The following is a 23,499-nucleotide window of genomic DNA, read 5'->3' as shown; positions in this document are numbered from 1 at the left end:
CGGTTGTCGATATGAGCGGGACGCCCCTTATGCCGGGACAGGAAGTGCAAGATCGCGGGGGCGGGGGCGGGGGCGGGGTCAGGTCGCCAGTACGAGCGCCGCCGTGGTGCCGAGCAGCAGGAACGGGCCGAAGGGCAGGTGGGTGCTCCAGTTGGCGCGGCGGGCGGCCAGCAGGCCCAGACTCACCACGGCGGAGAGCCCGAAGGTGAGCACCAGCCCGAACAGCAGCACCGGCCAGCCGTACCAGCCGAGCAGCGCGCCGACGCTGAGCGCCAGCTTGGCGTCGCCCAGCCCGAAGCCGCGGCGGCCGAGCAGCACGGCGGTGCTGGCGAAGAAGAGCGCCAGCCCGGCGCCGCCGATGACGGCCCGCAGCCAGTGCCCCGGGTCGGCGTCGAGCGCGGCCACGCCGAGCAGCAGCCAGGTCCCGGCCGCCGCCGGCAGTGTGAGCCGGTCCGGCAACCGGTGCACGGCCAGGTCGACGAGGATCGCCGGGATGGTCCAGCCGAGCCACCAGATCAGCGCCGGCAGCGCCCCGCCCGGTGGACCGGCGAGTGCCAGCAGCACCGCCGCCGCGAGCACGGCCAACTCGACGGTGGCCGGCGGTGGGCCGACCCGGGCGCGGCACTGACCGCACCGGGCCGCCGGGCCCAGCGCCGGCCAGGGGTGGGTCAGGCCGACCGGCGCGCCGCAGGCGTCGCAGCCGGTCCGGCTGGGCAGACCCGGGGGTACGGCGTAGCGCAGCGCGGCCATCCGCATCAGCGGACTGATCGCAAGGATCGCGAACACCGTCGAGACCCGGGTGCGTGCCACCGCCGAGGCGAGGCCCGCCGGTCGTTCGCGCGACGGAGCGGGCGTTGCCTGGCTCGCGGGTTCCGCCGTAGCACCGGACGGCGGGGGTACCGGGCTCCGATCGGGTGGGTCTTCCCGACCGGGGATGGCCCCCGGGGGCCCGGTCAGCGCCATGTCGCCTCCATTGCGGCCAGTTGCTCCCCCGGGATGGTGAACACGGATCGTGATTGGACATTCGCTGAGGTGTAGCGGATGGCGCAGAAAGCGACGTGCCGACCCGAGCCTGCAAGTGTGCCTTCGACCGCCTCCGAGTCCGGCGTGCCGTTGGACGAGGCGGCCCGCCGACAGGGTTCCGACGTCGGTCGAATGCCGGGATGAGACCGCGATGTCCCACTCCCGCGACCGGTGGCGCGACTCCGGTTAACCCATCCGGCCCGGCGACGCCCCAGCAATAACGACCTTTTGTTCGCCCATTGCCCGGGGAGCAGTGTGGACACCCGCCACCACCACCTGTCATCACGCTGAGTGTTCGCTTGAATTGCCTCTGTTGCATCGGCGAGCGTCAGCCTATGCTCGCCCCTTGGGTGTGACGCAAGCCTCACCTTCACCATCGGACGACACAGGACCCCGAATTGTAAAAGATCCGTAACGGTGAATGCGGAAGCGCAATGAACGGCTCCGGATGTGCTGATCCGGGCGCGCTTCCGCATGCCCGACGGCGGTGAACCGTCACCGCCCCGGGCGACCACGAGGAGGCTCGACGGTGCGCGGACGGCAGCTCAGACGAGCGGCAATCTGCCTGCTGGCGGTCGTGGCGGTGATGCCGGTCACCGCCTGCGCCAGCGGACGGGAAACGGTCGAACGGCCGACGGCGGTCCGCGACAACGGACCTCAGACCGATTCCGACGTCGAACGACGCGCTGCCGAAAAGGCGGCACTTGACGCGTACTCCGGGTATCTCGCGGCCTCGCGCACGGCGGGCCTGCGCAGTGATCCGCGTTCGCCGGAACTGTCCCGGTTCCTCGGTGATCCACTTTTGACCCGGGTCCGGGTGTCCATTCGCGAGGCCAAGGAGCACGGCGCTATGCGTACCGGGACGTTGAAGTCCGACCCGACCGTGACCGCCGTCAGCCTGGACGCGAAGCCGGCCACCGTGGAGATCCAGGACTGCTTGGACACGACCGGCTACCGGCTGGTCTACGCCAAGGACAAGCGCTCGGTCCCGGGCAGCGGCGGCGGCCGGCACCTCTCCACCGCCACCGCGACCCGATATCCCGACGGTCGCTGGCTGATCAACTACGGCGCGACGCACCGGGACCAGCCGTGCTGAGCGGGGCCGCGACAACCCGACGGGCGCTCGCCGGGCTCGGCCTCACGCTCCTGCTGGTGGTCGGTGCGGCCCCGCCGGCCGCCGCCGCCCTACGGGCCGACCCGGGAGCGGGCTGCCCACCCGACCAACCCGACTGCAGCGTCTGGGACGACGAGCCCGGCAATCCCGGTGATCCGGGGGGCGGCGGGGACAACGGTGGGGGCGGGGACGACGGCGGCGGTGGCGGTGGCGGCGTCTGCCAGTGGAACGGGAGGACCATCCCCTGCTACGACGAGGACCTGGGCTGGTTCAACAACGGCGACGGGTGCTACTACAAGCTGACCGAGGGGACTGTCGAGCCCCCCGAGGGTCACCAGTGGTACCTGCAGACCTGCAACGGCGGCGACCTGGGCGCCCAGGACGTGGTGTCGCTGGCCGACCCGCCGGCCGGCTTCGGCGCGCCCCCGGACCCGGAGGAGTTGGCCCGTCGCGCCCTGGCGTCGATCAGCCTGCTGCCGGCGCGACTGAAGGTCGCCCCCCGCAAGAACATCGGTCCCGGCCTGGTCGGCCTGCCCGTGTGGATGTGGGCAACGCCGGGAAAGAACTACTTCGGCCCGCTATATGCCGACGAGTCCGACCGGGGGTTGACCGTCTACATCGAAGCGAAGGTCAACAAGATCGTCTGGGACATGGGCAACGGCGAGAAGGTCCCCTGTTACAGCGCCGGCACCGAGTACACGGCCACGGGCACCCGGGCGGGTTCCACCTCCCCGGACTGCGGCTACGACAAGGGCTACCCGAAGGCAGACACCTACGACGTCACCGCCACCACCCACTGGACGGTGAGCTGGTGGACCAACAGCGACGCCACAAGGCGGGTGATCCCGCAGACCCGGAGAAGCGGCATCGTGCAGATTCAGATCAACGAACTCCAGGTGGTCACCAGATGAGCCTCGCGACGCGCAACGGGACCCCGCCGGTGGACGCACCCGTCAACCCGCCCACGGTGGTCCGCCAGCGCCGGGTCCGTCCCGGACTGCTCGGTCTCGCCGTCCTCCTGATCGCGCTGGGCGGGCTGGGCGCGGCCTTCGCTGTCACCTCGGTACGGGCCACCGGCAGCTATCTGGCGGTGGCACGACCGGTGGAGGTAGGCCGGGAGATCAGCGCAGCCGACCTGGTCACCGTGCAGGTCGCCGGCGGCCAGGGGTTGCGCCCGGTGCCCGCCGCACGGCTCGACGAGGTGGTCGGCAAACGGGCCGCGGTCGCGCTGCTTCCGGGCACGCTGCTCACCCTGGGACAGGTCACCGACGACCCGCTGCTCGGCCCCGGCCAGCAGCAGATCGCGCTCGGTCTGAAGACCGCCCAGGTGCCGGCCCGCGAACTGCACCCGGGCGACAAGGTGCTGCTGGTCAGCACCCCGGACAACAACGCCGACGGAGACACGGCCGCCGCCGGCACCCGGTTCGCGGCCACAGTCATCGACATGGTCAGCCCGGCCACCGACGACAAGGTCCTGTACCTGGCGCTGCTCATCCGTGACGTGCCCGCTGTGGTGGCGCTCGCCGCACAGGAACGACTCGCCGTCGTGCTGACCGAAGCGGCCTGAGCATGGCGATCATCGCGCTGGTCTCCGCGAAGGGTTCGCCCGGCGTCACCACCTCGGCGCTGGCCTGCGCTCTTGCCTGGCACCGGCGGCTGGTGGTCGCCGAATGTGACCCGGCCGGCGGCTCGATCCTCGCCGGATACCTCGGCGGCCAACTGGACGGCCCGCGCGGCATCGGAGAGCTGGCCGTCGGCGAGTTGCGCGACGGCAACCTGGAGACCGCGTTCTGGTCCCAGTTGGTCGACCTGGACGCACCCCGCCGGGAACGGCTGCTGCTGCCCGGCCTCGTCGACCCGGCCCAGAGCGGCAGTGTCACCCCGCTCTGGCAGCGCTTCGCCGACTACTTCGACGCCCTCGACCGCGGCACCCCCGGCTACGACGTCCTGGTCGACTGTGGTCGGCTGCACGTGACCGGGCCTCCGTGGCCGGTGCTGCGGGCCGCCTCGGTGGTGCTGTTGGTGACCCGGGCGAACCTGCCGGACCTCTCCGGCACCCGCGCGGTGGTCACCACGATCGAACGGGACTTCGCCGAGCACCGGGTGCCCCCGGGCACCCTGCGGCTGCTGCTGGTCGGCGACGGGCACGGGCGGTCCGAGATCAGCCGGGCCCTGAAACTGCCGGTCATCGCGCGGCTGCCGCACGATCCGCGTACCGCCGGGGTGCTCGCCCTGGGCGGGACAGTGCGGGCCGGTCGGCCGCTGATGCGCGCGGCGGCCGCGTTGGAGGTGCCGGTCGGGGCGCTGCTGGAGCGGCGGCGGGCCCGGTTGGCGTGGCCCGTGCAGCAGGGGGTGCCGGATGCGGTTTGAGCCGGTCTCCACCGACCCGCGCCAACAGCCACCGGGCGTGACCTCCACCGCGCCGCCCCTGGCCGTGCCGAACGGCCGGCACCACCAGGCCGGGCCGCAGCCGCAGTCGACGCCCGCGGCCAGCCCGCCACCGGAGGCGCCGCCCCGGGCCCGGATGGACTTCCAGGTGGTCCGGGAGCTGCGCCGGGAACTCACCGAACGGCTCACCCTCTGGCAGCGCGGCCGGGAGTTCACAGTCGACGAGGAGGACACCGAGCGGGCCCGACTCGCCGTCACTGTGGTCTCCGCGTACGCGGACTCGGTGCGCCGGGCCGGCACGCCGATGGCCGCCGGCGATGAACGCCTGCTGCTCGACCAGGTGACCGCCGAGCTGGTCGGGCTCGGCCGGCTACAGACGCTGCTGGTCGACGACACCATCGAGGAGGTGCACATCCTCGGCTGCGACCAGGTACGCATCACCCGGCACGGCGGTGGGGTGGACTGGGCCGAGCCGATCGCCGACAGCGACGCCGAGCTGGTGGAGATCCTCCAGGCGGCGGCCCGCCGGGCGGGCGCGACCGAGCGGTCCCTTTCCACAGTGAAGCCCACCCTCGACCTGCAACTGCCCGACGGCAGCCGACTGGCCGCTGTGTTCCTGGTCAGCCACCGCCCGTACGCGGTGATCCGCAAGCACAACACCCTGGACGTGAGCCTCGACGACCTCGCGGGTGCCCGAGGTGACCTGGACGAGATGATCGACCCGCTGCTGCGCGACTTCCTCCGCGCGGCGATGCGCGCCGGTCTGAACATCATGGTCGCCGGGTTGGCCGGTGCTGGAAAGACCACTGTCATCCGGGCACTGATGAACGAGATCCCGCAGGATGAGCCGTACGTGCTGCTGGAGGAGAGTCGGGAGCTGCTCCCGGCCCGCCGCCGGGAGCGGCACCGGGCGGTGATGAGCTTCGAGGCCCGGGAGGGCCACGGCGAGCGCGGGTTCGACGGGCGTCCAGCCGGTGAGGTGACCATCGCCGACCTTATCCCGCTGTCGCTGCGGATGGGCGTCCTGCGGATCATCGTGGGCGAGGTGCGGTCCCGGGAGATCGTGCCGATGCTCCAGGCGATGACCACCAGCCGCGGGTCGATGTGCACCATCCACGCCCGTACCGCCGCCGGTGTGGGTGAACGGATCGTCGAGCTTGCCCTGGCGCACGGCCGCGAGATGACCGTCGACCAGGCCCGCCGGATGGCAGGCAACGCGCTCGACCTGATCGTCTACGTCACCATCGAGGACGAGACCGCGATCGGCGGGCGGAAGCACCGGTTCGTCTCGCAGGTGGAGGAGGTGATCGGGGCCGGCGAAGCCGGTCGGATCACCACCACCACTGTCTTCGGGCCCGGCCCGGACGGTCGTGCGGTCCCCCGGCACCTGCCGGAGCGGGTCCGCGACCAGTTGCTGCGGGTGGGTTACGACGCACGGTTGCTGACCCGGTGGGTCGAGGCCGGTGCCGGTGCCTGGCGGCGGCCTCGGCAGACTCGACTGGCCCGGCGGTGACCTGATGCTCGACAGCCTGGAGTTGATCGCCGTGGTCTCCGGCGCCGCCTGTGTGGCCGGGCTGCTGCTGGCCGTGGTCGCGCTGGTCGGCACCCGTCGGCCCCCCGGGCCGCGGCCGGGCAGCGGGCCGGGGCTGAGCCGACTGTGGCGCGGGCCGGGCAGTACTCCGGCCGAGCAGCGGAGCTACCAGGCCCTGCTGGTCGTCGCGCTGGTCGGCGGTGCGCTGGCGTTCCTGCTGACCGGGTTGCCGGTGGTGGGCCTGCTGGTGGCGGTGGCGGTGCCCGGCACCCCGTGGCTGTTCGGAGTGGGCAAGGCCGAGCAGCGGGCGATCGCCCGGATCGAGGCGGTCGGCGAGTGGACCCGCCGACTCAAGGACGTCTCCGGCACCGGGCAGGGCCTCCAGCAGTCGATCATCGGCACGATCGGCAGCGTGCCGCCCGGCGTCGAGGACGAGGTACGGCTGCTCGCCGCCCGTCTCCAGGCCGGCTGGATGGCCCGCTCCGCGCTGCTGGCGTTCGCCGACGAGATCGCCGACCCGGTCTGCGACCAGGTGGTCGCGGCGCTGATCCTGCACCTGTCGGACCGGGGTGAGCGGCTTGGTGACGTGCTCGGTTCGATCGCCGGCGCGGCGTCCGCGGAGGTGGCGACCCGTCGGGAGATCGAGGCCAAGCGCACCCAGCCCCGGTTCGCGGTCCGCTTCCTCACCGGGATGACGCTGGCAACCCTGGCTTACGGGCTGATCAACACCGAGTACATCAGGCCGTACGGCACACCGGTGGGTCAGCTGGTGATGGCCGCCCTCGGCGCCGCCTTCATCGGCCTGCTGGCCTGGGTGCGGTCGATGAGCCAGCCGCAGCGGCCGGCCCGGTTCCTGCCGGCGCCCAACCCGGCCGAGGTGATCGCGTGAGCGCGAGGAGTGCAGCGCAGCGGAGCCCCGCAGTCCCGAACGAAAGGCGGCTCCCGTGATCGTGAACTGGCAGTTCGCCCTCGCGGTCTGCGGTGGCGCCGGGGTCGGTCTGGGCGTGTTCCTGGTGGTCCGGGAGCTGGTGCCGGCGACACCGGCGCTCGGGCCCGCGCTGCGCCGACTGCATCAGCCGCCGGGCACCGGCCGGGTGGCCACGCCCGCGTCCCGGCGGCTCGACTGGTTGACCGGGATGTCCCGCTGGTTGCGGCCGCCGCAGATGCAGCTCGCCCTGATCGGTCAGACCTCCGAGCAGTACGCGTTGTCGGTGCTGCTCTCCGCGCTGATCGGGTTGGCCACACCAACACTGCTCGGGGTGGTGCTGTGGGTGCTTGGCATCCCGTTCCCGCTGGTCGTGCCGGTGCTGGGCAGTCTCGGTCTGGCGCTGCTGGCCGGCCTGCTGGCGCACCGCGCCGTGCTGACCAAGGCCAACGCCGCCCGCGACGAATTCCGCCAGGCGGTCTGCACCTACCTCGACCTGGTGGCGTTGCAGCTCTCGGCGGCGCACGGGCCGGTGCAGTCGCTGGAGCGGGCGGCGGCGGTCTGCGACGGTTGGGTGTTCGACCGGCTCCAGGAGTCGCTGCGGATCGCCCAGATGCAGATGCACGCGCCCTGGGACGAGCTGCGCGACCTGGCCGACAAGATCGGTATTCCGGAACTGGGCGACGTCGGCGCCATCATGCGCTCCTCCGGCAGCGAGGGCGCGCAGGTGCACGAGACGCTGCGCAGCCGGGCCGACTCGCTGCGCGACCAGATCCGCACCGACAACCTGACGCGCGCCGAAGGGGTGACCAGCAAGCTCGACATCCCGGGCGCGCTGCTCGTCTTCGTGCTGCTCGGGTTCGTCCTCTATCCGTTCATCGCCCGAGTCTGACCCCTCCCCCTCGAAGGAGAACGCCATGTCCATCCTCAGCTATCTGCACGTCGTGGTGACGACGCGCCTGGCCGAGCTGCGCCGGGACGGTGAACGAGGCGACAGCCCGGTGCCCACCGCGGTGATCATCGCCGGCCTGGTCGCCGTCGCCATGGCCATCACCGCACTGGCCCTGACCAAGGCCAAGGGTTGGATGGACGGCATCCCGGACTACACGGTCCCGAAGTAGCCGGGATGCGTCGAGCCGCGTACCCGAGGTGGAGCCGGGCGGTCACCGCCACCCGGCGCCGCCTCGCGGCCGGCGACCGGGAGCGGGGCGCCAACCCGGTGGAACTGGCCGTGATGATGCCGCTGATCCTGGTGCTGCTCTTCGCCTCGATCCAGGTCGCGGCCGTCTTCCTCGCCCGCTCGACCGCGTTGAACGCCGCGCAGAGTGGCGTCAACGCGCAACGGACGTACGAGGCGCGCAACGGCGCCGGGGTGGACAGCGCCTCCCGCTTCCTGAGGGCAGCCGGCGGTTGGCTGGTGGGCTGGGACAAGGCCGGCCCGACCTGCGTGACCACCACGACCGACGTGACCTGCACGGTGAGCGGCCGGTCCCTGTCCGTGGTGCCGGGCGTGGACTTCGCAATACAGCAGACTGCCCACGGAACGGTGGAGAGGGTGACCCCGCCATGAGCCGTACCGCCGAGCGGGGCTCGGTCTCCATCGAGGTGGCGGTCCTCGCGCCCGCGTTCATCGCGTTGATGGTGCTGGCCGGCGTGGTCGGGCGCAGCGCCGTGGCAGCGGAGGCGCTCCAGGCGGCCGCGCACGACGCCGCCCGAGCAGCCTCGATTTCCCGGGACTCCGACACCGCCCGGCAGAAGGCGGTGGAGGCTGCCCAGGCCCAGCTGGACTGGCATGGCCTGGCCTGCGCCAACGACCTGAAGCCGACATTCACCGGCAGGTCGCCCGGCAACGGGTCCAACTTTGACGAGGCCTTCAGCAGCGCAGTCGGTACGAACGCCACGGTGACGGTGACGATCAGCTGCCGCGTGTCCTTCAAGGACATCACCCTCGACATCCTGCCCGGGATGGAGAGTGAACGGCTGGTCTCCGCGCAGTTCACCTCCCCACTCGACCGTTACCGGGGTCGGCAATGACGGTCACCACGTCGGCTGCCCTGCCCTCGCCGGGAGATGAGCACGGCCGGGTGAGCATCTTCCTCGCGGTGACGATGGTCGGCGTACTGGCCATCATCGGCCTCTCCTTCGACGGCGCCGGGCAGCTCCGCACCCTGCAACACGCCCAGAACCTGGCCGCCGAGGCGGCCCGGGCCGGTGGTCAGGCCATCGACCGGGCCACCGCCATCGAGGGCGGGCCGAAGCGGATCGACGAGCCGGAGGCGCGTGATGCGGTCGCCAGCTACCTGGCCGCCGTCGACACCGCCGGCCACACCGTGGACTTCCCCCAGGTCGACGGGGAAACCCTGATCCGGGTGACCGTCTCCATCACCTACCACCGCTCGATGATCGGACCGTTCATCCAGGAGAAGACGGTCACCGTCACCGGCGAGGCGACCGCGCGTGCCATCACCGCAACACCGTAGGAAGGAAGGCAGCCATGCCCGCATCGGGTGGGTCCGTCGTACGGCGGACCGGACGGATCCTCACCGGCATCGGCGCGCTGGCCGTGCTACTGGTGCTACTGGTCGGCGCGCCGATCGCGCTGCTCGCCTTCGCCGGTAACCCGCTGCCTGACCACCTCCCCACGATCAGCGAGGTGGGCACCGCGCTGACCAGCCGGGACGACGGTCAGCTCTTCCTGCGGGCGTTGGCCATGGCCGGTTGGTTCGGCTGGGCCACGTTCGCCTTCTCCGTCCTCGTCGAGCTCGGCGCACAGACCCTGCACCGGCCGGCGCCGAAGCTGCCCGGGATGGGCCGCCAGCAGAAGGCCGCCGCCGCGCTGGTCGGCTCGGTCGCGCTGATCCTGGTCGCCAGCCCCGCCGCCGCCAGCGCCGCGGCGGTCTACGGAACTCCGGTGTACGCGAGTCCGAGCGCAACGTCCGTCACCACCCTGGCCGCGCCGACCCGCGCCGCGACGACACCGGACACGGCCGCGCCGGTGTACCGGGTGGCGCGGGGCGACTACCTCGGGGAGGTGGCCGAGCGGTACCTGGACGAGTTCGGGGACTACCGACAGCTCGCCAAGCTGAACAAGCTCGACGACCCGGACCGGATCCGCCCCGGCCAACTGCTCCGACTGCCCACCGAGGCCGCGGACCAGGGGGCCCGCCAGCACGCCACCGGTCGACTCGTCGACAGGCCCGCAGCACCGAAGCCGCCCGCGCCCCGGCCGGCGCCCGAGCAGGCCGCACCGCCGCGGGTGGCCCCGGCACCACCCAGCGGTACGGAGTCAACGGGCCAACCACCAGCGGTGACGGTCGGTGCAGCCGGGGCTGGTGCCGCCGATCGGGTGAACCGCCCACTGGCGGTCTCCGCAGTGCTGGCCGTGGCGAGCATCGTCGGCGCCCAGATCGGCGCAGTCCTGGGGCTGCGCCGCCGTCCAGCCACCGCCGGGGCGGCTCCCCGACTGGCCGCGTCCTCCCGCACATCCCGGCGCGGCGCGGGCCGAAGCAGCGCAGGCGCGGGCCAAAACGGTGGCGCGGGCCGAAGCGGTGACGCGGGCCGAAGCAGCAGCGGCGCGGGCCGGCGGGGCAGTGGTGGGGCGGCCGGCAGCGGTGCCGCCTGGGCTGCGAGCCGGGCGGCTGCGGCCATCGAAGCACCGGCGACACCGCACGGCGGGGTGGCACCGAGCGGGAACGGCTTCGCACCTCGCGGCGGCGGAGTGACATCCACCGGCAGCGGGGCAGCACCGACGGGCAGCAGGGTGGCACCTACCGGCAGTGGGGTGGCACCTACCAGTAGCGAAGTCACGCCCGCCGGAAGCGGAATGGCTTTCCCCGGCAGCACGGCGTTTCCGGGCAGCGGAATGGCTCTCTCCGGCGGCACGGCGCCCCACGGCGGCGGAATGACGGCCGCCGGCCCTGGGGGCTGGAGTGGTGACGAGGGCTGGGCCGGTGCTGGTGGCGAGGGCGGGCTGTTCGACGGCGGGCACGGCCTGGACTCCGTGCCCGACGGTCCGCCGGTCGGCCGACACCGACGCACCTGAGCGGGCCCGCACGACCCGGTGTCTCCGCCGTCCTGCGGCCGGCGACGGTCGAGGCACGCCGCCTAGCGGGAGTGGCCGGGGCAGTGTCTCGGTGAGCGATATGCCTGTGAGTCATAAAGATGACTCACAGGCATATGCGTCGAAGGCGTTACTGCCGCGCGGCGAGGAGCATCGGTGCGGGGTGACACACCCAGCGCAGGCGGTCAGGGCAGGCGGTCAGGGCACGCGGGTCTGGAGTACGCCGTTCTGGATCCGGGTGGGCAGGACCTGCTGGTCGTTGCCGGACGGCCCCTGCACGACCTCACCGCCGTTGAGCCGGAAGGCGCTGCCGTGCCACGGGCAGACCACGCAGGCGTGGCCGTCGATCTCCTGCACCTCACCCTCGCCGAGCGGCCCGCTCTGGTGCGGGCAGCGCTCCAACATCACGGTCACCTCGTCACCGTGCCGGTAGAGGATCACCGAGATGTCGTCGTCCACCTCTCGGGTGATCAGGGTGCGTTGCGGCAGCGTCGCCATGTCGGCCAGCGAGTGCCAGCCATCGGTCATCCGGTGCAGCTCGGAGACGCTCTGGTTGACCTGCGCCCCCTGCTTGTACGCCAGGTGACCCCCGATGTACGCGCCGAGGCTCACGGTGGAGAGCCCGAGGAAGCCGAGGGCGCGGCCCATTCCGTGGCGGCCGGACAGCCGAGCGGCCAACGAGCCGGCGTAGAGCGTCAGGCCGACGGTGTTGGCGGCGGCGTGCACCAGGCCGACCCGGCGCTGGTCGCGGGCGAGTGCCGCCCAGTCGTTCAGACCTGCGACCGCCGCTGGCAGCGCGCTGACGGTGCCCAGACCGACCAGCACTGTGGCGGGCCGACGCTGCCCGGGCATGAGGTCCAGCACCGCGGCGCTGATCCACGCGCCGACCGGCACCTGCACCATCGCCGGGTGCAGCGGATGCCCGAGGGTCACCCCGTGCAGCAGGTCGCGCAGCCGGCGTGGACGCAGCGTCCCCAGGACGATCTTCTGCAACCGGTCACCCGTGCGGTCCAGCCGGGAGTCCTGCTCAACTTTCGTCAAAAGTGCTCGCACGAGTACCGACTTCCCGGCGATCGCCGTCGCAAACCGGTCGGCGGTGACAAACCTGCCGCGCCACCCAGGCCGTCGATCTTGCAGTTTCTGCTGGAATGATCCGGGGCACAAGCCGCGAACCGGCAACCGGAAATGCAAGATCGACGGGGATTGTGGGGGTGGGGCCGGGCCGGCATGCTGGCGGGATGGGTGTGCGGGTGGAGCGGGTCGGGGCGGTCACCACTGTTGTGCTGGATCGGGCGGACGCTCGGAACGCCGTGGACGGTCCTACCGCTCGGGCGCTGGCCGACGCGTTCCGGGCCTTCGAGGCTGATCCGGACGCGGCGGTGGCAGTGCTCTGCGGCGCCGGTGGGACGTTCTGCGCCGGCGCCGACCTCAAGGCGATCGGCACACCGAGCGGCAACCGGGTCGAGCCGGAGGGGGACGGCCCGATGGGTCCGACCCGGATGACCCTCAGCAAACCGGTGATCGCGGCGATCTCCGGGTACGCGGTGGCCGGCGGACTTGAGCTGGCGCTCTGGTGTGACCTGCGGGTCGCCGAGTCCGACGCGACCTTCGGGGTGTTCTGCCGCCGCTGGGGAGTGCCGCTGATCGACGGTGGCACCGTCCGGCTGCCCCGGCTGATCGGCGAGAGTCGGGCCATGGACCTGATCCTCACCGGTCGCCCGGTGCCGGCCGACGAGGCGTACACGATGGGGTTGGTCAATCGGTTGGTGCCAGCCGGCCAGGCGCGGGCCGCGGCCGAGGAGTTGGCGGCGGCGATCGCCCGGCATCCGCAGACCTGCCTGCGCAACGACCGGGCGGCGCTGCTGGCCGGCGCGGGGCGGCCAGAGCCGGAGGCGCTGGCGACCGAGTTGGCGTACGGGATGGACTCACTGGCCACGGACGCGGCGGCCGGCGCGGCCCGGTTCGCCGCGGGCGAGGGCCGACACGGCGCGACGCCGCCGGGAGGGGTGCACCCCCCGGCGGCGTCGGCTACCGGCTAGCTCAGTTGCGGTTGATGGTGAAGGTTGTCGTGGGGTTCTGGATGTCCACCGCGTTGTTGCTCAACCGGAGGTTGTTGAAGGTGACCGACCCGACGGCCGGCCCCTGCCCTGCTTCCGGCATCGGGTTCGCCCAGATGGCGAAGCCGGACTTCGCGTCGTAGGCGTCTCCGCTCTTGCGGGCACCGCTGATCGAGACGTTCGTGAATACCGTGTCGGTGATCGGGTTCTGCGGCTGCCCGCCGACGTAGTTGGTCTGGAACATGATGCCGCTGTAGGTCGGATCGATGATGTCGACATCGCTGACCCGGATGCCCTGGAACACCTTCGAGGCGGAGAAGACCCAGATCGCCGGGAAGGTCTGCCCACCCCAGAAGTGCCCACCGGCCCGCACGATCGAGATGTTCTCGAACCGGGTCGGCGGGTTGGCACCGAAGCCGTTCATCGGGTAGCCGAAGTCGAGCGAGCTGATGGTGATGCCCGAGTAGACCAGGGTGTCCGCGATGTAGATGTTGCGGAACGTGTTGCCGTAGCCGCCGTACACGGCGACACCCGCGGCCCGCCAGGTCAGGGTCGAGGTCAGGTTCTCGTAGATGTTGTCCTTCATGTCGGCGCCGCCCGCGTCGATCGCCGAGAACAGCGCGAAGCTGTCGTCGCCGGTGGCCCGGGCGTCGTTGTTGCTGACCAGGTTGTTGGTGCTGCCGTTGGTCATGTTGATGCCGTCGGCGAACATGTTCCGGATCCGGGAGTTCTTGATCGTCATGTAGTCGGTGTTCGCGCCCCAGTAGAGGCACACCATGTGCTCGTTCCAGATGTTGTCGATCACGATGTTCGACACGTTGGCGAAGTCGAACACCTTGCCCGGACCGTCGATCCGCGAGGTGTAGTTGCCGAAGTAGGCGAAGTTCTTGAAGGAAGAGTTCGCCGCCGAGTTCTCCGCCCGGAAGCCGATGTCGGTGTTGTCCTGGCCCGACGGAGCGTTGAACCGGGTGTACCAGGGGCCGGCGCCGGTCACCTGGACCGCCTTGCCGTACACCTGGAACTTCGACGAGGTGGAGTAGTTACCGGCCGGCAGGTACACCCCGACCAGGTTGCCGGTGGTGTCCATCCGCACCCGGTCCAGGGCGTTCTGCACGTCCTGATGGGTGAAGCCGGTCGGCGTGGTGTAGCGGGCCGGGTCCGGGTTGGCGATCGGCGCCACCTGCTCGGTGTTGATGAAGTCGATCGCGTACGTGGTGGTGTTGGCCGGGTCCTTCTGGAGGCGGATCTTGCTGCCGGCCGGAACCGTGGAGTTGAGCATGACGTTGGCTTCGTCGTAGATGTGCCGCGGCCCGCCCGCGCTCGGCGAGTTGCCCGGGCTGGCCTCGTTGCCGTAGAGCCAGGCGTACCGGGACGTCAGGTCGATGGCCTTGTGGAACGTGCCGTTGACGTAGACGTTCAGCGTCGAGTTGATCCCACCGCCGCCCGGTGCGTCCGGGATGGAGAAGCGAGTGACCAGCGTGTTGGTGCTGGCCCGGGTGGTGAACTCGACGTAGCTGCCCGTCGAGTTCAGGGTCACCGCGCGCCGACCGGACGCCTCGCCGGCCAGGTCGCCGATCTCCCGGTTCGGTCCGACGACTGTGCCGCCGCCGCCGATCACGCCGTCCTCGGCCTCGTACATGTCGTACGGCATGTTGGCGCCGCGACCGACGAAGAGCGGCCGGTCACTGGTGTTGTTGGCCTGCTTCACCGGCAGCTCGTTGCCGTCCACCGCGAGCACCACCCGGACGGTGTACTTGCCGTTCGCGGCGGTCCAGGTGCCCAGGCTGATCGGGCCGACAGTGGCGCCGGCGTTGATCACGCCGGAGTGCGAGCCGGTCAGGGTACGGACCACGGTGCCGGACTCGTTGAGCACGGTCAGGGTGATGCCGTGCGCACCGGAGGCGGAAGCCTGGTTGCCGGCGTTGCGGATGGAAACGGAGAAGGTCACCGTGTTGCCCGCTGACGGGTTGCCCGGCGACCAGGCGACCGCCGAGGCGACCAGGTCGGAGCTGGCGACCGCGGCGACGACCAACGGGCTGGGGTTGGTGTAGCTGTTGTTGGTGTCGTCCTGCTCGACGACGGTGTTCGACTCGTCGACCTTGGCGCTGAGCGGGTAGCTGCCCGAGTCCCGGGTGCCGATGCTGGCGCTGACAGTGGTCGAGGCACCGGCCGCGAGACCGCCGACCGAGGCCGTCCCCACCCGGGTGGAGCCCAGGTAGAAGTTGACGTTGGTCGCGCCGGAGGCCGCCGAGCCCGCGTTACGCACCGTCGCGGAGAGCGTGATGGTGCTCGTCTCCACGGGTGCGGACGGGCTGAACGACATGCCGGTCACGGTCAGGTCCGGGTTCGGCGCCGGGGTGCCGAAGACCTGGAACTCGGCCACCTGACCGGCCGGAGCGCCGGTGTTCGAGGCGATCGAGAGCCGTACGTCGGCCGCCGCGCCGGAGACCGGGATGGTCACCGTGTTGCCGCTGCCCGGGTTGAAGGCGTAGTTCGCCGCGCCGACCAGGGTGGTGAAGCTCGACGAGCCCTGGTCCCGGCCGAGCACCGCGATGTTCTGGGTACGCGCGCCCCACGCCGAGTCCGGGTTGAGCTTCACGACGACCTGGCTGAGGCTGGCGTTCGCGCCGAGCTGCACTGTCAGCGTGCTCGGGTTGCCGTTGCCCTCCCAGTAGGTGGCCACGTTGTTGTCGTTGGCGTTGGTGGCCACGAACGTGTGCACGAACCCGGAGGCGCTGATCGGCTTGCCGATCGCCAGGTTGGAACCGGTCGGCGGGTTGCCGGTGCCGGTGCGGGTCACTGTGTTGCTGTTGGCCGACTGGTTGCCGGCCGCGTCCTTGGCCCGCACGTAGTACGACACCGTGGCAGTGGTCGGCTGGCTGTCGGTGTACGTGAGCGTCGAACCGTTGACGCTGCCACGCAGCGCGCCGTTGGCGTAGACGTCGTACCCGGTCACCCCGACGTTGTCGGTCGACGCCGACCAGGCGAGCCGGATCTGCCCGCTGACCGGCTGGGTGTAGGCCAGGTTGCCCGGCACGCTGGGTGCCTGGGTGTCGGTGCTGCCGGTGGCGCCGTACACCTCGACCTCGGACAGTTGGGCGGCCGGCCAACCGGTGTTGCCGGTGACCTGCACGCGTACGTAGCGGGTGCTGGCGGCGGTGAAGCTGACGGTCGCGGTGTTGCCGCTGCTCGGGTTGAAGGTGTAGCCGGCGGACGCCTTCAGGGTGGTGAAGGACGAGCCGTTTGTCGAACCCGACACCGACAGCGTCTGGGTACGGGTCTGCCAGTCCGACGCGGGTGGCAGCTTGAGCACCACCCGGTCCACGCTGACGGTGGCGCCCAGGTCCGCCTGGATCCACTGCGGGAACGCGTTGTTGGCGCTCTCCCAGTAGGTCGACGCGTTGCCGTCGTTGGCGTTGCCCGCCACGTAGTTCTGGTTGTGGCTGCTGGCGGTCATGGTGGCGGAGAGCCCGGCGAGCATTGCCACGCGGGCGGCGGCCGCTGACGGGTCGGCCGCCGGTGCCGCGCTCGCCATCGGGGTGACGACCGGGGCGGTGGCGAGGAGCATCCCGGCGAGCGCGCCGGCGAGCATCCGACGGCGGCCGGTTCGGGCGGTGCGGGGGACGGTGGTGGGCGCGCCGGTTGGCGGCGTGCCTCGTCTGGTGCCGGTCCTGGACATGGGGTCGCTACACCTCTTTCGGGGGTGGGTGTGGGTGCGTTGCCCGGCGACGGGTGCAGGGGTACGCCCGTCGTTCCGCGACAGTTGGGGGCTAGCTGGAGTAGATCTCGAACTCGCTGAGCTGGCCGGCTGGCCAGCCGCTGTTGCCGGTGACGGTCAGCCGCAGGTACCGCTGGGTGGTCGCCGTGAAGGTCACGGTGACCGTGTTGCCGCTGGCCGGGTTGAAGCTGTAGCCGGCGGACGCCTTCAGCGTGCTGAACGTCGAGCCGTTCGTGGAGCCGAGCACCGCCAGCGTCTGCGTACGCGTCTGCCAGGCCGACGAGGGTGGGAGCTTCAGCACGACCCGGGACACCGACCGGTCGGCGCCCAGGTCCACTGTCAACGACTGCGGGAACGCGTTGTTGGCGCTCTCCCAGTAGGTGTTCGCGTTGCCGTCCACCGCGTTGGGAGCGGCGTACACGTCGGAGTGGCTGGTCTCGGTGATCGACCGTCCGGCCGCCAGGTTGCCGCTGGTCGGCGGCGGGGTGGTCGGCGGCGGGGTGGTCGGCGGCGGGGTGGTCTGGGTGCCGCCGTACACCTCGACCTCGGAGAGTTGGGCGGCCGGCCAGCCGGTGTTGCCGGTGACTGTGACCCGGATGTAGCGGCGGTCACCGGAGGGCAGCCCGATCGACACGGTGTTGCCCGTACCGGGCGCGAAGACCCGACCGGCGGACGACGCCAGTGTGGTGTACGACGAGCCGTCGGTGGAGCCGAGCACCGACAGGGTCTGGGTGCGTTGCTCCCAACCGGTGGGCAGCTTGAGCGCCACCCGGTCGACCGACCGGGAAGCGCCCAGGTCGATGGTGACCGACTGGGGGAAGGCGTTGTTGGCGCTCTCCCAGTACGTCGACGCGTTGCCGTCCACCACGTTGGCGGCCGTGTAGCTCTGGTTGGTGCTGGTCGCTGTCGTCGACCGGCCCAGCGCCAGGTTCCCGCTGGTCGGGGGCGGGGTGGTGGGCGGTGGGGTGGTGGGCGGCGGGGTGGTGGGCGGTGGGGTCGTCGGTGGCGGCGAGGTGGGTCCGCCGCCCCACTGGGGGTTCGGCCACGGGCCGCAGTACGGGGTCGGGGTGTACCAGCCGGAGTTGCCGGAGCCCTGGGTGATCTGGAAGCCGGCGCCCACGCAGTTGTGCATGGGGTTGCTCTGCGCGATGTTTGTGGCCCGCACGTTGGTGAACGACACCTGGCTGTTCGCCTGCACCTGGAGCGCGTACGTGCCGGCGCCGTCGATCCGTACGTTGTTGAGGTTGATCCCGTTGGTCTGGCCCTCGATCCAGTGCAGCGCCGCGTACGAGCTGTCCAGGATGTCGGTGTCGGTGATGTTGATGGTGGGGTTCTGGAACGCCTCGTTGAGCGCGGAGAACCAGATCGCCCCGACACCGAAGTTCCAGTTGTAGTCCGAGTTGCCGTTACGGATCAACGTGTTCCGGGCGATCGTCCAGGTGCCCTGGACTCCGGTGGCGCCCTGCACGCCGGGATAGCGGTTCGCGACGTGGATGCCGCCGCCGTTGGTCAGCGAGTCGGCAGTCACGTTGTCGGTGATCTTGATGTCCCGACCGCCGTAGCTGACCAGGTGGTTCGCCAGCAGGGTCACCCCGATGGTGTTGCGGGTGAAGGAGTTGTTGACGTTCGGCACGCTCTGCGCCCACATCGCCAACGCGTCGTCGCCGGTGTTGCGGACGAACGTGTTGGTCACCGTCGAGTTGGTGACGCCGGTGTGGAAGTTCACCCCGTCCGCGGTCTGGTCCAGGATCCGGCTGTTGCGGATGGTGAAGTTGTCCATCGGGCCGTCCATCCACGCCCCGACCTTGGTGTTCTCCAGCCATAGGTTGTCCACCACCGAGTCGGTCATCGCCCCGCCCAGGGCGTTGACCTGGTCGTCGTCGACCCGTTCCCGGATGTCGCCGATGATGGCGAAGTCCCGCAGTGTGACGTTGCGGCTGGGCCCGTTCGCCTCGTGGGCGCGGACCGGGCCGGTGTAGCCGCCACCGGGGACGTACTTGCCGTAGATGCCGACGGACCGGTGTCGCTCGGTGGGGTGCCGGCCGCCGAGCACCGAATACCAGGGCCCCGCGCCGCGCAGTGTCACCCCGTCGACCACCACGTGATCCCAGAGGGTGAAGGTGCCGGTCGGGATCCAGACCGCCCGGCCCTGGGCCTTGCCGGCGTCGACCGCCGCCTGGAACTTCGCCGTCGAGTCGGTCGCGCCGCTCGGGTCGGCACCGAAGTCGGTGACCACGTCGAGCACACCGGAGGGCTTCGTGATCGCCGGGGCGACCAGCTCGAAGTCGGCCAGGTCGATGGTGAACGTGGGCGACTGCGCGGTCGAGGAGACCTGGAACCGGATTTTCGTCCCGGCCGGCTGGGTGCTGCCGAACAGCGCCCGGGTCTCGTCGTAGAAGTGGTGCGGGTTGGTGTCGCCCGGGTTGTTGTTGAACGGGTATCCGCCGTAGTACCAGCCGTACCTCGACGTCACCGGGACCGACCTCAGCAGCGCCCCGTTGGCCCGCAGGTCGATGGCGGCGTCCCGGCCGGTGCCGGCCGGGCTGTCCGGCAGGCTGTAGCGGAAGGTGACAGCGTTGGCCGGGGCGGTGAGGGTGAACTCGACGTACTCGCCGACGGCGTCGAGGGTGACCGCCTCCCGGCCGGACGCCTCGGACGGCAGCGTGCCGTAGCGCCGGTCCGGGCCGATCTTCGTGCCGTTGTGGGCGGTCTCCTCCGCCTCCTGCTCGACGAACGGAACGGTGGCGCCCCGGTTGGGGATGTCGAAGGGGGACAACCCCGCCGCCGAGGCCGGGGTCGCGGTGCCGGTGACCGCGAGGACGGTGACCGAGGTGGCGGCGAGCAGGGTGGCGGCGATGGCGGCCGACAGTGCCCGGGCCGGGTGTCGAAGGTGGTGCGGGGTGCCGGTGGTGTGGTTGGCCATGAGCTGCGCTCTCCCTTTCGTCAGGCAGGCCAGATCCCCCCGTGTCGGTGCGGTGTCGCGCGTCCCCTCGGTTCTCCTTTCTTGGGTGGCGTGGTGCCGGCGGCCGGGACGGGCCGCCGGCACCACGGCGTGCGGAGTCAGGTCAGGCCGGGCCGTCCGCCCCGAGCGGCCCGTCGGTGGATTCGGCGGTACGCAGCCAGACCGCGATGTCGGACGGCAGCAACCCGTCGTCGAGCGGCCCGCTGGCCAGCAGCAACTCCCCCTGAGCTGGCATCGGCACCGGCGCGGCGGACAGGTTGACCAGGCAGGTGAAGCCACCGCCGCGGCTGAACGCCAGCACCCCGCCCGGGGCGGGCAACCAGGTCAGCTCGCCGTCACCGAGCGCCGGGTCGGCCTTTCGGGCCTGGATCGCCGCCCGGTACAGCTCCAGCATCGAGGCCGAGTCGCCGGTCTGCGCGCTGGCTGTCCGGTCCTTCCAGTCGGCCGGCTGCGGCAGCCAGGGCGCCACGGCACCCTCGGGGCTGAACTCGAACGGCGGCTCGTCCCCGGCCCACGGCAGCGGTACGCGGCAGCCGTCCCGACCGGGGTCGATTCGGCCGGACCGCTCCCACATGGGGTCCTGCCGCATCGCGTACGGGATGTCCTCGACCTCGTAGAGGCCCAGCTCCTCGCCCTGGTAGATGTAGGCCGCACCGGGCAGCGACAACGAGAGCAGCGCGGCGGCGCGGGCCCGGCGGGTGCCCAGCTCCAGGTCGGTGGGGGTGCCCTCGCGTTTGGCGGCGAAGCTGAACCGGGTGTCCGCGCGACCGTAGCGGGTGACGTGCCGGGTGACGTCGTGGTTCGAGAGCACCCAGGTGGCCGGCGCGTTGACCGGCGCGTGCGCGCTCAGCGTCCCGTCGATGCTCTCCCGCAGCGCCGCGGCGTCCCAGGCGCAGCCGAGGAAGTCGAAGTTGAACGCGGCGTGCAGCTCGTCCGGGCGCAGGTAGTTGGCGAACCGCTGCCGGTCCGGCAGCCACACCTCACCGATCAGCGCCCGGTCGGCGTACTCGTCGGCGACCCGACGCCAGCCCCGGTAGATGTCGTGCACCCCGTCGAGGTCGTGGAACGGGTGCGGCTGGTCCTCGCGGACCTCGGGCAGCGTCCCGTCCTTGACCAGGAGCCCGGCCGAGTCGATCCGGATGCCGTCCACGCCCCTGTCGAACCAGAACCGCAGGATGTTCTCGAACTCCTCCCGCACCCGGGGGTGGTCCCAGTTGAAGTCCGGCTGCTGGGGGGCGAACAGGTGCAGGTACCAGTCGCCGGGGGTGCCGTCCGGGTTGGTGGTGCGGGTCCAGGTCTCGCCGCCGAACTCGCCGACCCAGTCGGTGGGTCGTTCGTCGCCGTTGGGGCCACGGCCGGGTCGGAACCAGAAAAGGTCCCGTTCTGGCGCGCCGGGGCCCCCGGCGAGCGCGGCCTGAAACCAGGGGTGGGCGTCGGAGCAGTGGTTGGGCACCACGTCGACGATGGTCCGGATGCCCAGCGCGTGCGCCTCCGCGATCAGCGCCTCGACCTCGGCCAGGGTGCCGAAGACCGGGTCGATGTCGCGGTAGTCGGAGACGTCGTAGCCGGCGTCGGCCATCGGGGACGGGTACCAGGGGCTGAACCAGATCGCGTCGACGCCGAGCGCGGACAGGTGGTTCAGCCGGGACCGGATGCCGGCGATGTCGCCGATGCCGTCGCCGTTACCGTCGGCGAAGCTCCGGGGATACACCTGGTAGATCACGGCTCCACGCCACCACGGACTTCTGTCAGCTGTGGACACGAGCACCTGCTTTCTGCGTCAGTACGTCGGCGGGTTCGCCGGACCTGGTTATGTGTCGGGCGAACGGTCGTTGTTCGCCGCGCGGGAGGACCGGTGGTCGCTATCCCTTGATGCTGCCCGTGGTCAGACCGGACATGATGTTCCGCTGGAAGATCAGGAAGATGATGACGGTCGGGATCGCGGCGATGACCGACGCGGCGATCACCACGTTCATCGGCGTGCCACCCGCGAAGGCGTAGATGCCGACGCTGACCGTCCGGGTCTCGGGCGACGGCATGACCAGCTTCGGCCAGAGGAAGTCCTTCCAGACCGCCGTCACGGCGAAGATGGAGACGACGCCGAGGATGGGACGCGACAGCGGCAGGATGATCGACCAGAGCGTGCGCAGCGACGTCGCCCCGTCCATCAGGGCCGCCGCCATCAGCTCCTCGGGGATCGAGTCGAAGAACCGCTTCAACAGGAAGATGTTGAACGCGTTGGCGACCAGGGGCAACCAGATCGCGAACGGTGAGTCCAGCAGGTTGATGTGCACGATCGGCAGGTCGATCACCGTCACGTACTGCGGAACGATGAGGACCATCGCCGGGATCATCAGCGTTCCCAGCATCAGGGCGAGGATCACGTTGCCGAAGATCGGTCGAAGCTTTGACAGCGAGTACGCGGCGGCGGTGTCGAAGACCAGTTGGAACAGCACTGCGCCGATGGCGTAGTAGAAGGTGTTGAAGAGCAGCTTGGCGAGGGCCAGGTTGTTCCACGCGTCGATGTAGTTCTGCGGCTGCGGATCCTTCGGGAACAGCGACGGTGGGGTCTGCGCGATCTCCTGGCCGGACTTGAGCGCGCCGGTGACCATCCAGTAGAGCGGCCCGAGGAAGACGAGCGTGAACCCCGCCACCACCACCACCAGCAGCGTCCAGTAGATGACCCGGCCGCGCCCCCGGCTGAGCTGGGATTGGGAGATGAGGGTCCGGGTTCCGGAATCCTGTGCCATTCCTCGCCGTCCTAGTCCTGTTTCGCAGTCAGCCGCACGTACACGGCGGAGAAGCCGGCCAGCACCACGAGCATGATCACGCCCAGGGCGGCGGCGCCGTTGAGGTCGTTCTGGAAGAACCCGTGCTGGTAGATGAGGTACGCCACCGAGGTCGCCGAGTCCTCCGCGCCCGCACCGTTGGCGAGGATCAGTGGCTCGATGAAGAGCTGCATGGTGGCGACGATCTGCAACATCGCCAGGAGCGCGAGGATCAACCGGGTCTGCGGGATCGTCACGTGGACGATCCGGCGCCAGATCCCGGCGCCGTCGAGCTCGGCGGCCTCGTACAGCTCACCGGGGATGTTCTGCAACGACGCCAGGTAGATCAGCACCGCGCCGCCCATGTTCATCCAGGTCGATGCGAGCACCATCGCCGGCATCGTCATCTCGGGTGACTGCATCCACTGCGAGGTGGGCAGGTGCAGCGCCTTGAGGATCGCGTTGAAGAGCCCGGCCTCGCTCGGGTCGTACGCGTAGAACTTGAAGAGGAACAGCGCGGAGGCCGGCGGCAGCATCACCGGCAGGTAGACCAGGATCCGCAGGTACCCCTTGGCGTGGCGGAACTCGTTGAGCAGGATCGCCACGAAGAACGGCACCACGTACCCGAGGGCCAGTGCCAGGACGGTGAAGTAGAAGGTGTTCTGCCAGGCCGTCCAGAAGCTGGGGTCGGCGATGATGCGGGAGTAGTTGTCCCAGCCCACCCAGGTGGTCTCGCCGCGCCGGGTCCGCTGGAAGCTCATGATGATGCCGCGGACCATCGGGTACCAGGAGAAGACGACGAAGCAGAGCACCGCTCCGATCAGGAACGCGTGACCGGTGAGGTTGTCCCGTACCTTGCGGCCGAGGCTGGTGCGCTGCGGCCTCGCCGAGTACGGCGACGGCGGGCGGCCCGGTTTCCTGGGGGTCTCCGGGACGGTGGTGATCGCCAAGGC

Annotated in this window: 19 protein-coding genes and 1 pseudogene; 13 read left to right on the top strand and 7 right to left on the bottom strand. The window is 70.8% G+C overall.

The window, feature by feature from the left end:
- Positions 1-78: 78 nt before the first annotated feature.
- Entirely contained in the window at positions 79-756 is a 678-nt protein-coding gene (locus tag ABZ794_RS04800; protein WP_357514639.1) for an A24 family peptidase, read from the bottom strand.
- A gap of 796 nt (positions 757-1,552) precedes the next feature.
- Between ABZ794_RS04800 and ABZ794_RS04795 the strand changes: the two genes are divergently transcribed.
- From ABZ794_RS04795 to ABZ794_RS04740, 12 genes and pseudogenes are all read left to right on the top strand, one after another.
- Positions 1,553-2,119 carry a hypothetical protein gene (locus ABZ794_RS04795; RefSeq protein WP_357514285.1) on the top strand — a complete coding sequence of 189 codons (567 nt, stop codon included), beginning with the start codon at positions 1,553-1,555 and terminating at the stop codon, positions 2,117-2,119.
- On the top strand, positions 2,113-3,048 hold the full coding sequence (locus tag ABZ794_RS04790; RefSeq protein WP_357514283.1) for a hypothetical protein: 936 nt from the start codon (positions 2,113-2,115) through the stop codon (positions 3,046-3,048). Before ABZ794_RS04795 ends, ABZ794_RS04790 begins: the two co-directional genes overlap by 7 nt.
- On the top strand, positions 3,045-3,704 hold the full coding sequence (locus ABZ794_RS04785; RefSeq protein ID WP_210784188.1) for an SAF domain-containing protein: 660 nt from the start codon (positions 3,045-3,047) through the stop codon (positions 3,702-3,704). Before ABZ794_RS04790 ends, ABZ794_RS04785 begins: the two co-directional genes overlap by 4 nt.
- Before the next feature lie 2 nt (positions 3,705-3,706).
- Positions 3,707-4,507, top strand: coding sequence for a ParA family protein (locus tag ABZ794_RS04780; RefSeq protein WP_210784187.1), 801 nt, complete (start codon positions 3,707-3,709; stop codon positions 4,505-4,507).
- A complete protein-coding gene (locus tag ABZ794_RS04775) occupies positions 4,497-6,038 on the top strand; it encodes an ATPase, T2SS/T4P/T4SS family (protein ID WP_357514281.1) in 1,542 nt (513 codons plus the stop codon). Before ABZ794_RS04780 ends, ABZ794_RS04775 begins: the two co-directional genes overlap by 11 nt.
- Positions 6,039-6,042: 4 nt before the next feature.
- A complete protein-coding gene (locus ABZ794_RS04770) occupies positions 6,043-6,945 on the top strand; it encodes a type II secretion system F family protein (RefSeq protein WP_210784185.1) in 903 nt (300 codons plus the stop codon).
- 55 nt (positions 6,946-7,000) lie between these two features.
- Positions 7,001-7,873, top strand: a complete 873-nt coding sequence (locus tag ABZ794_RS04765) for a type II secretion system F family protein (protein ID WP_210784184.1) — start codon at positions 7,001-7,003, stop codon at positions 7,871-7,873.
- Positions 7,874-7,898: 25 nt separating this feature from the next.
- Positions 7,899-8,102, top strand: a complete 204-nt coding sequence (locus tag ABZ794_RS04760; protein WP_210784183.1) for a hypothetical protein — start codon at positions 7,899-7,901, stop codon at positions 8,100-8,102.
- 5 nt (positions 8,103-8,107) lie between these two features.
- The gene (locus tag ABZ794_RS04755) at positions 8,108-8,551 is read left to right on the top strand and encodes a TadE family protein (RefSeq protein WP_210784182.1); all 444 of its coding nucleotides are present in this window, start codon (positions 8,108-8,110) and stop codon (positions 8,549-8,551) included.
- Positions 8,548-9,015, top strand: a complete 468-nt coding sequence (locus tag ABZ794_RS04750; protein ID WP_210784181.1) for a TadE/TadG family type IV pilus assembly protein — start codon at positions 8,548-8,550, stop codon at positions 9,013-9,015. The genes ABZ794_RS04755 and ABZ794_RS04750 overlap by 4 nt, the downstream gene beginning before the upstream one ends.
- Entirely contained in the window at positions 9,012-9,461 is a 450-nt protein-coding gene (locus ABZ794_RS04745) for a pilus assembly protein TadG-related protein (protein ID WP_238689239.1), read from the top strand. The genes ABZ794_RS04750 and ABZ794_RS04745 overlap by 4 nt, the downstream gene beginning before the upstream one ends.
- 14 nt (positions 9,462-9,475) lie before the next feature.
- A pseudogene (locus tag ABZ794_RS04740) lies at positions 9,476-10,429 on the top strand (LysM domain-containing protein); the annotation flags it as partial.
- Between the two features lie 810 nt (positions 10,430-11,239).
- On the opposite strand, the gene ABZ794_RS04735 reads toward ABZ794_RS04740, so the two are convergent.
- Entirely contained in the window at positions 11,240-12,094 is an 855-nt protein-coding gene (locus tag ABZ794_RS04735; protein ID WP_357514276.1) for a Rieske 2Fe-2S domain-containing protein, read from the bottom strand.
- Between the two features lie 185 nt (positions 12,095-12,279).
- Here ABZ794_RS04735 and ABZ794_RS04730 point away from each other — a divergent pair, with 185 nt between their 5' ends.
- Positions 12,280-13,080: a crotonase/enoyl-CoA hydratase family protein gene (locus ABZ794_RS04730; protein ID WP_357514273.1), complete on the top strand. Its 801-nt coding sequence runs from the start codon at positions 12,280-12,282 to the stop codon at positions 13,078-13,080.
- A 1-nt stretch (position 13,081) separates the two neighbouring features.
- Here ABZ794_RS04730 and ABZ794_RS04725 read toward each other — a convergent pair whose 3' ends face one another.
- The 5 genes from ABZ794_RS04725 to ABZ794_RS04705 all read right to left on the bottom strand — a co-directional run bounded on the left by ABZ794_RS04725 (position 13,082) and on the right by ABZ794_RS04705 (position 23,496).
- Entirely contained in the window at positions 13,082-16,777 is a 3,696-nt protein-coding gene (locus ABZ794_RS04725; protein ID WP_357514271.1) for a discoidin domain-containing protein, read from the bottom strand.
- Positions 16,778-16,868: 91 nt separating this feature from the next.
- Positions 16,869-19,739, bottom strand: a complete 2,871-nt coding sequence (locus ABZ794_RS04720; RefSeq protein ID WP_357514269.1) for a discoidin domain-containing protein — start codon at positions 19,737-19,739, stop codon at positions 16,869-16,871.
- 142 nt (positions 19,740-19,881) lie between these two features.
- Positions 19,882-21,501, bottom strand: a complete 1,620-nt coding sequence (locus ABZ794_RS04715; RefSeq protein ID WP_357514267.1) for a glycoside hydrolase family 13 protein — start codon at positions 21,499-21,501, stop codon at positions 19,882-19,884.
- Positions 21,502-21,640: 139 nt separating this feature from the next.
- Positions 21,641-22,528 (bottom strand): carbohydrate ABC transporter permease, encoded by an 888-nt coding sequence (locus ABZ794_RS04710; protein WP_112586245.1) that lies wholly within the window; start codon positions 22,526-22,528, stop codon positions 21,641-21,643.
- A gap of 11 nt (positions 22,529-22,539) precedes the next feature.
- On the bottom strand, positions 22,540-23,496 hold the full coding sequence (locus ABZ794_RS04705) for a sugar ABC transporter permease (RefSeq protein WP_112586243.1): 957 nt from the start codon (positions 23,494-23,496) through the stop codon (positions 22,540-22,542).
- Positions 23,497-23,499: the final 3 nt, after the last annotated feature.

Origin of the sequence: Micromonospora sp. NPDC047187, from assembly GCF_040643355.1 — a bacterium.
In the GTDB taxonomy this organism is placed as follows: Bacteria; Actinomycetota; Actinomycetes; order Mycobacteriales; family Micromonosporaceae; genus Micromonospora; species Micromonospora salmantinae.
Note: the sequence above shows the minus strand (reverse complement) of the source record. Positions and strands in the feature narration are given on the sequence as shown.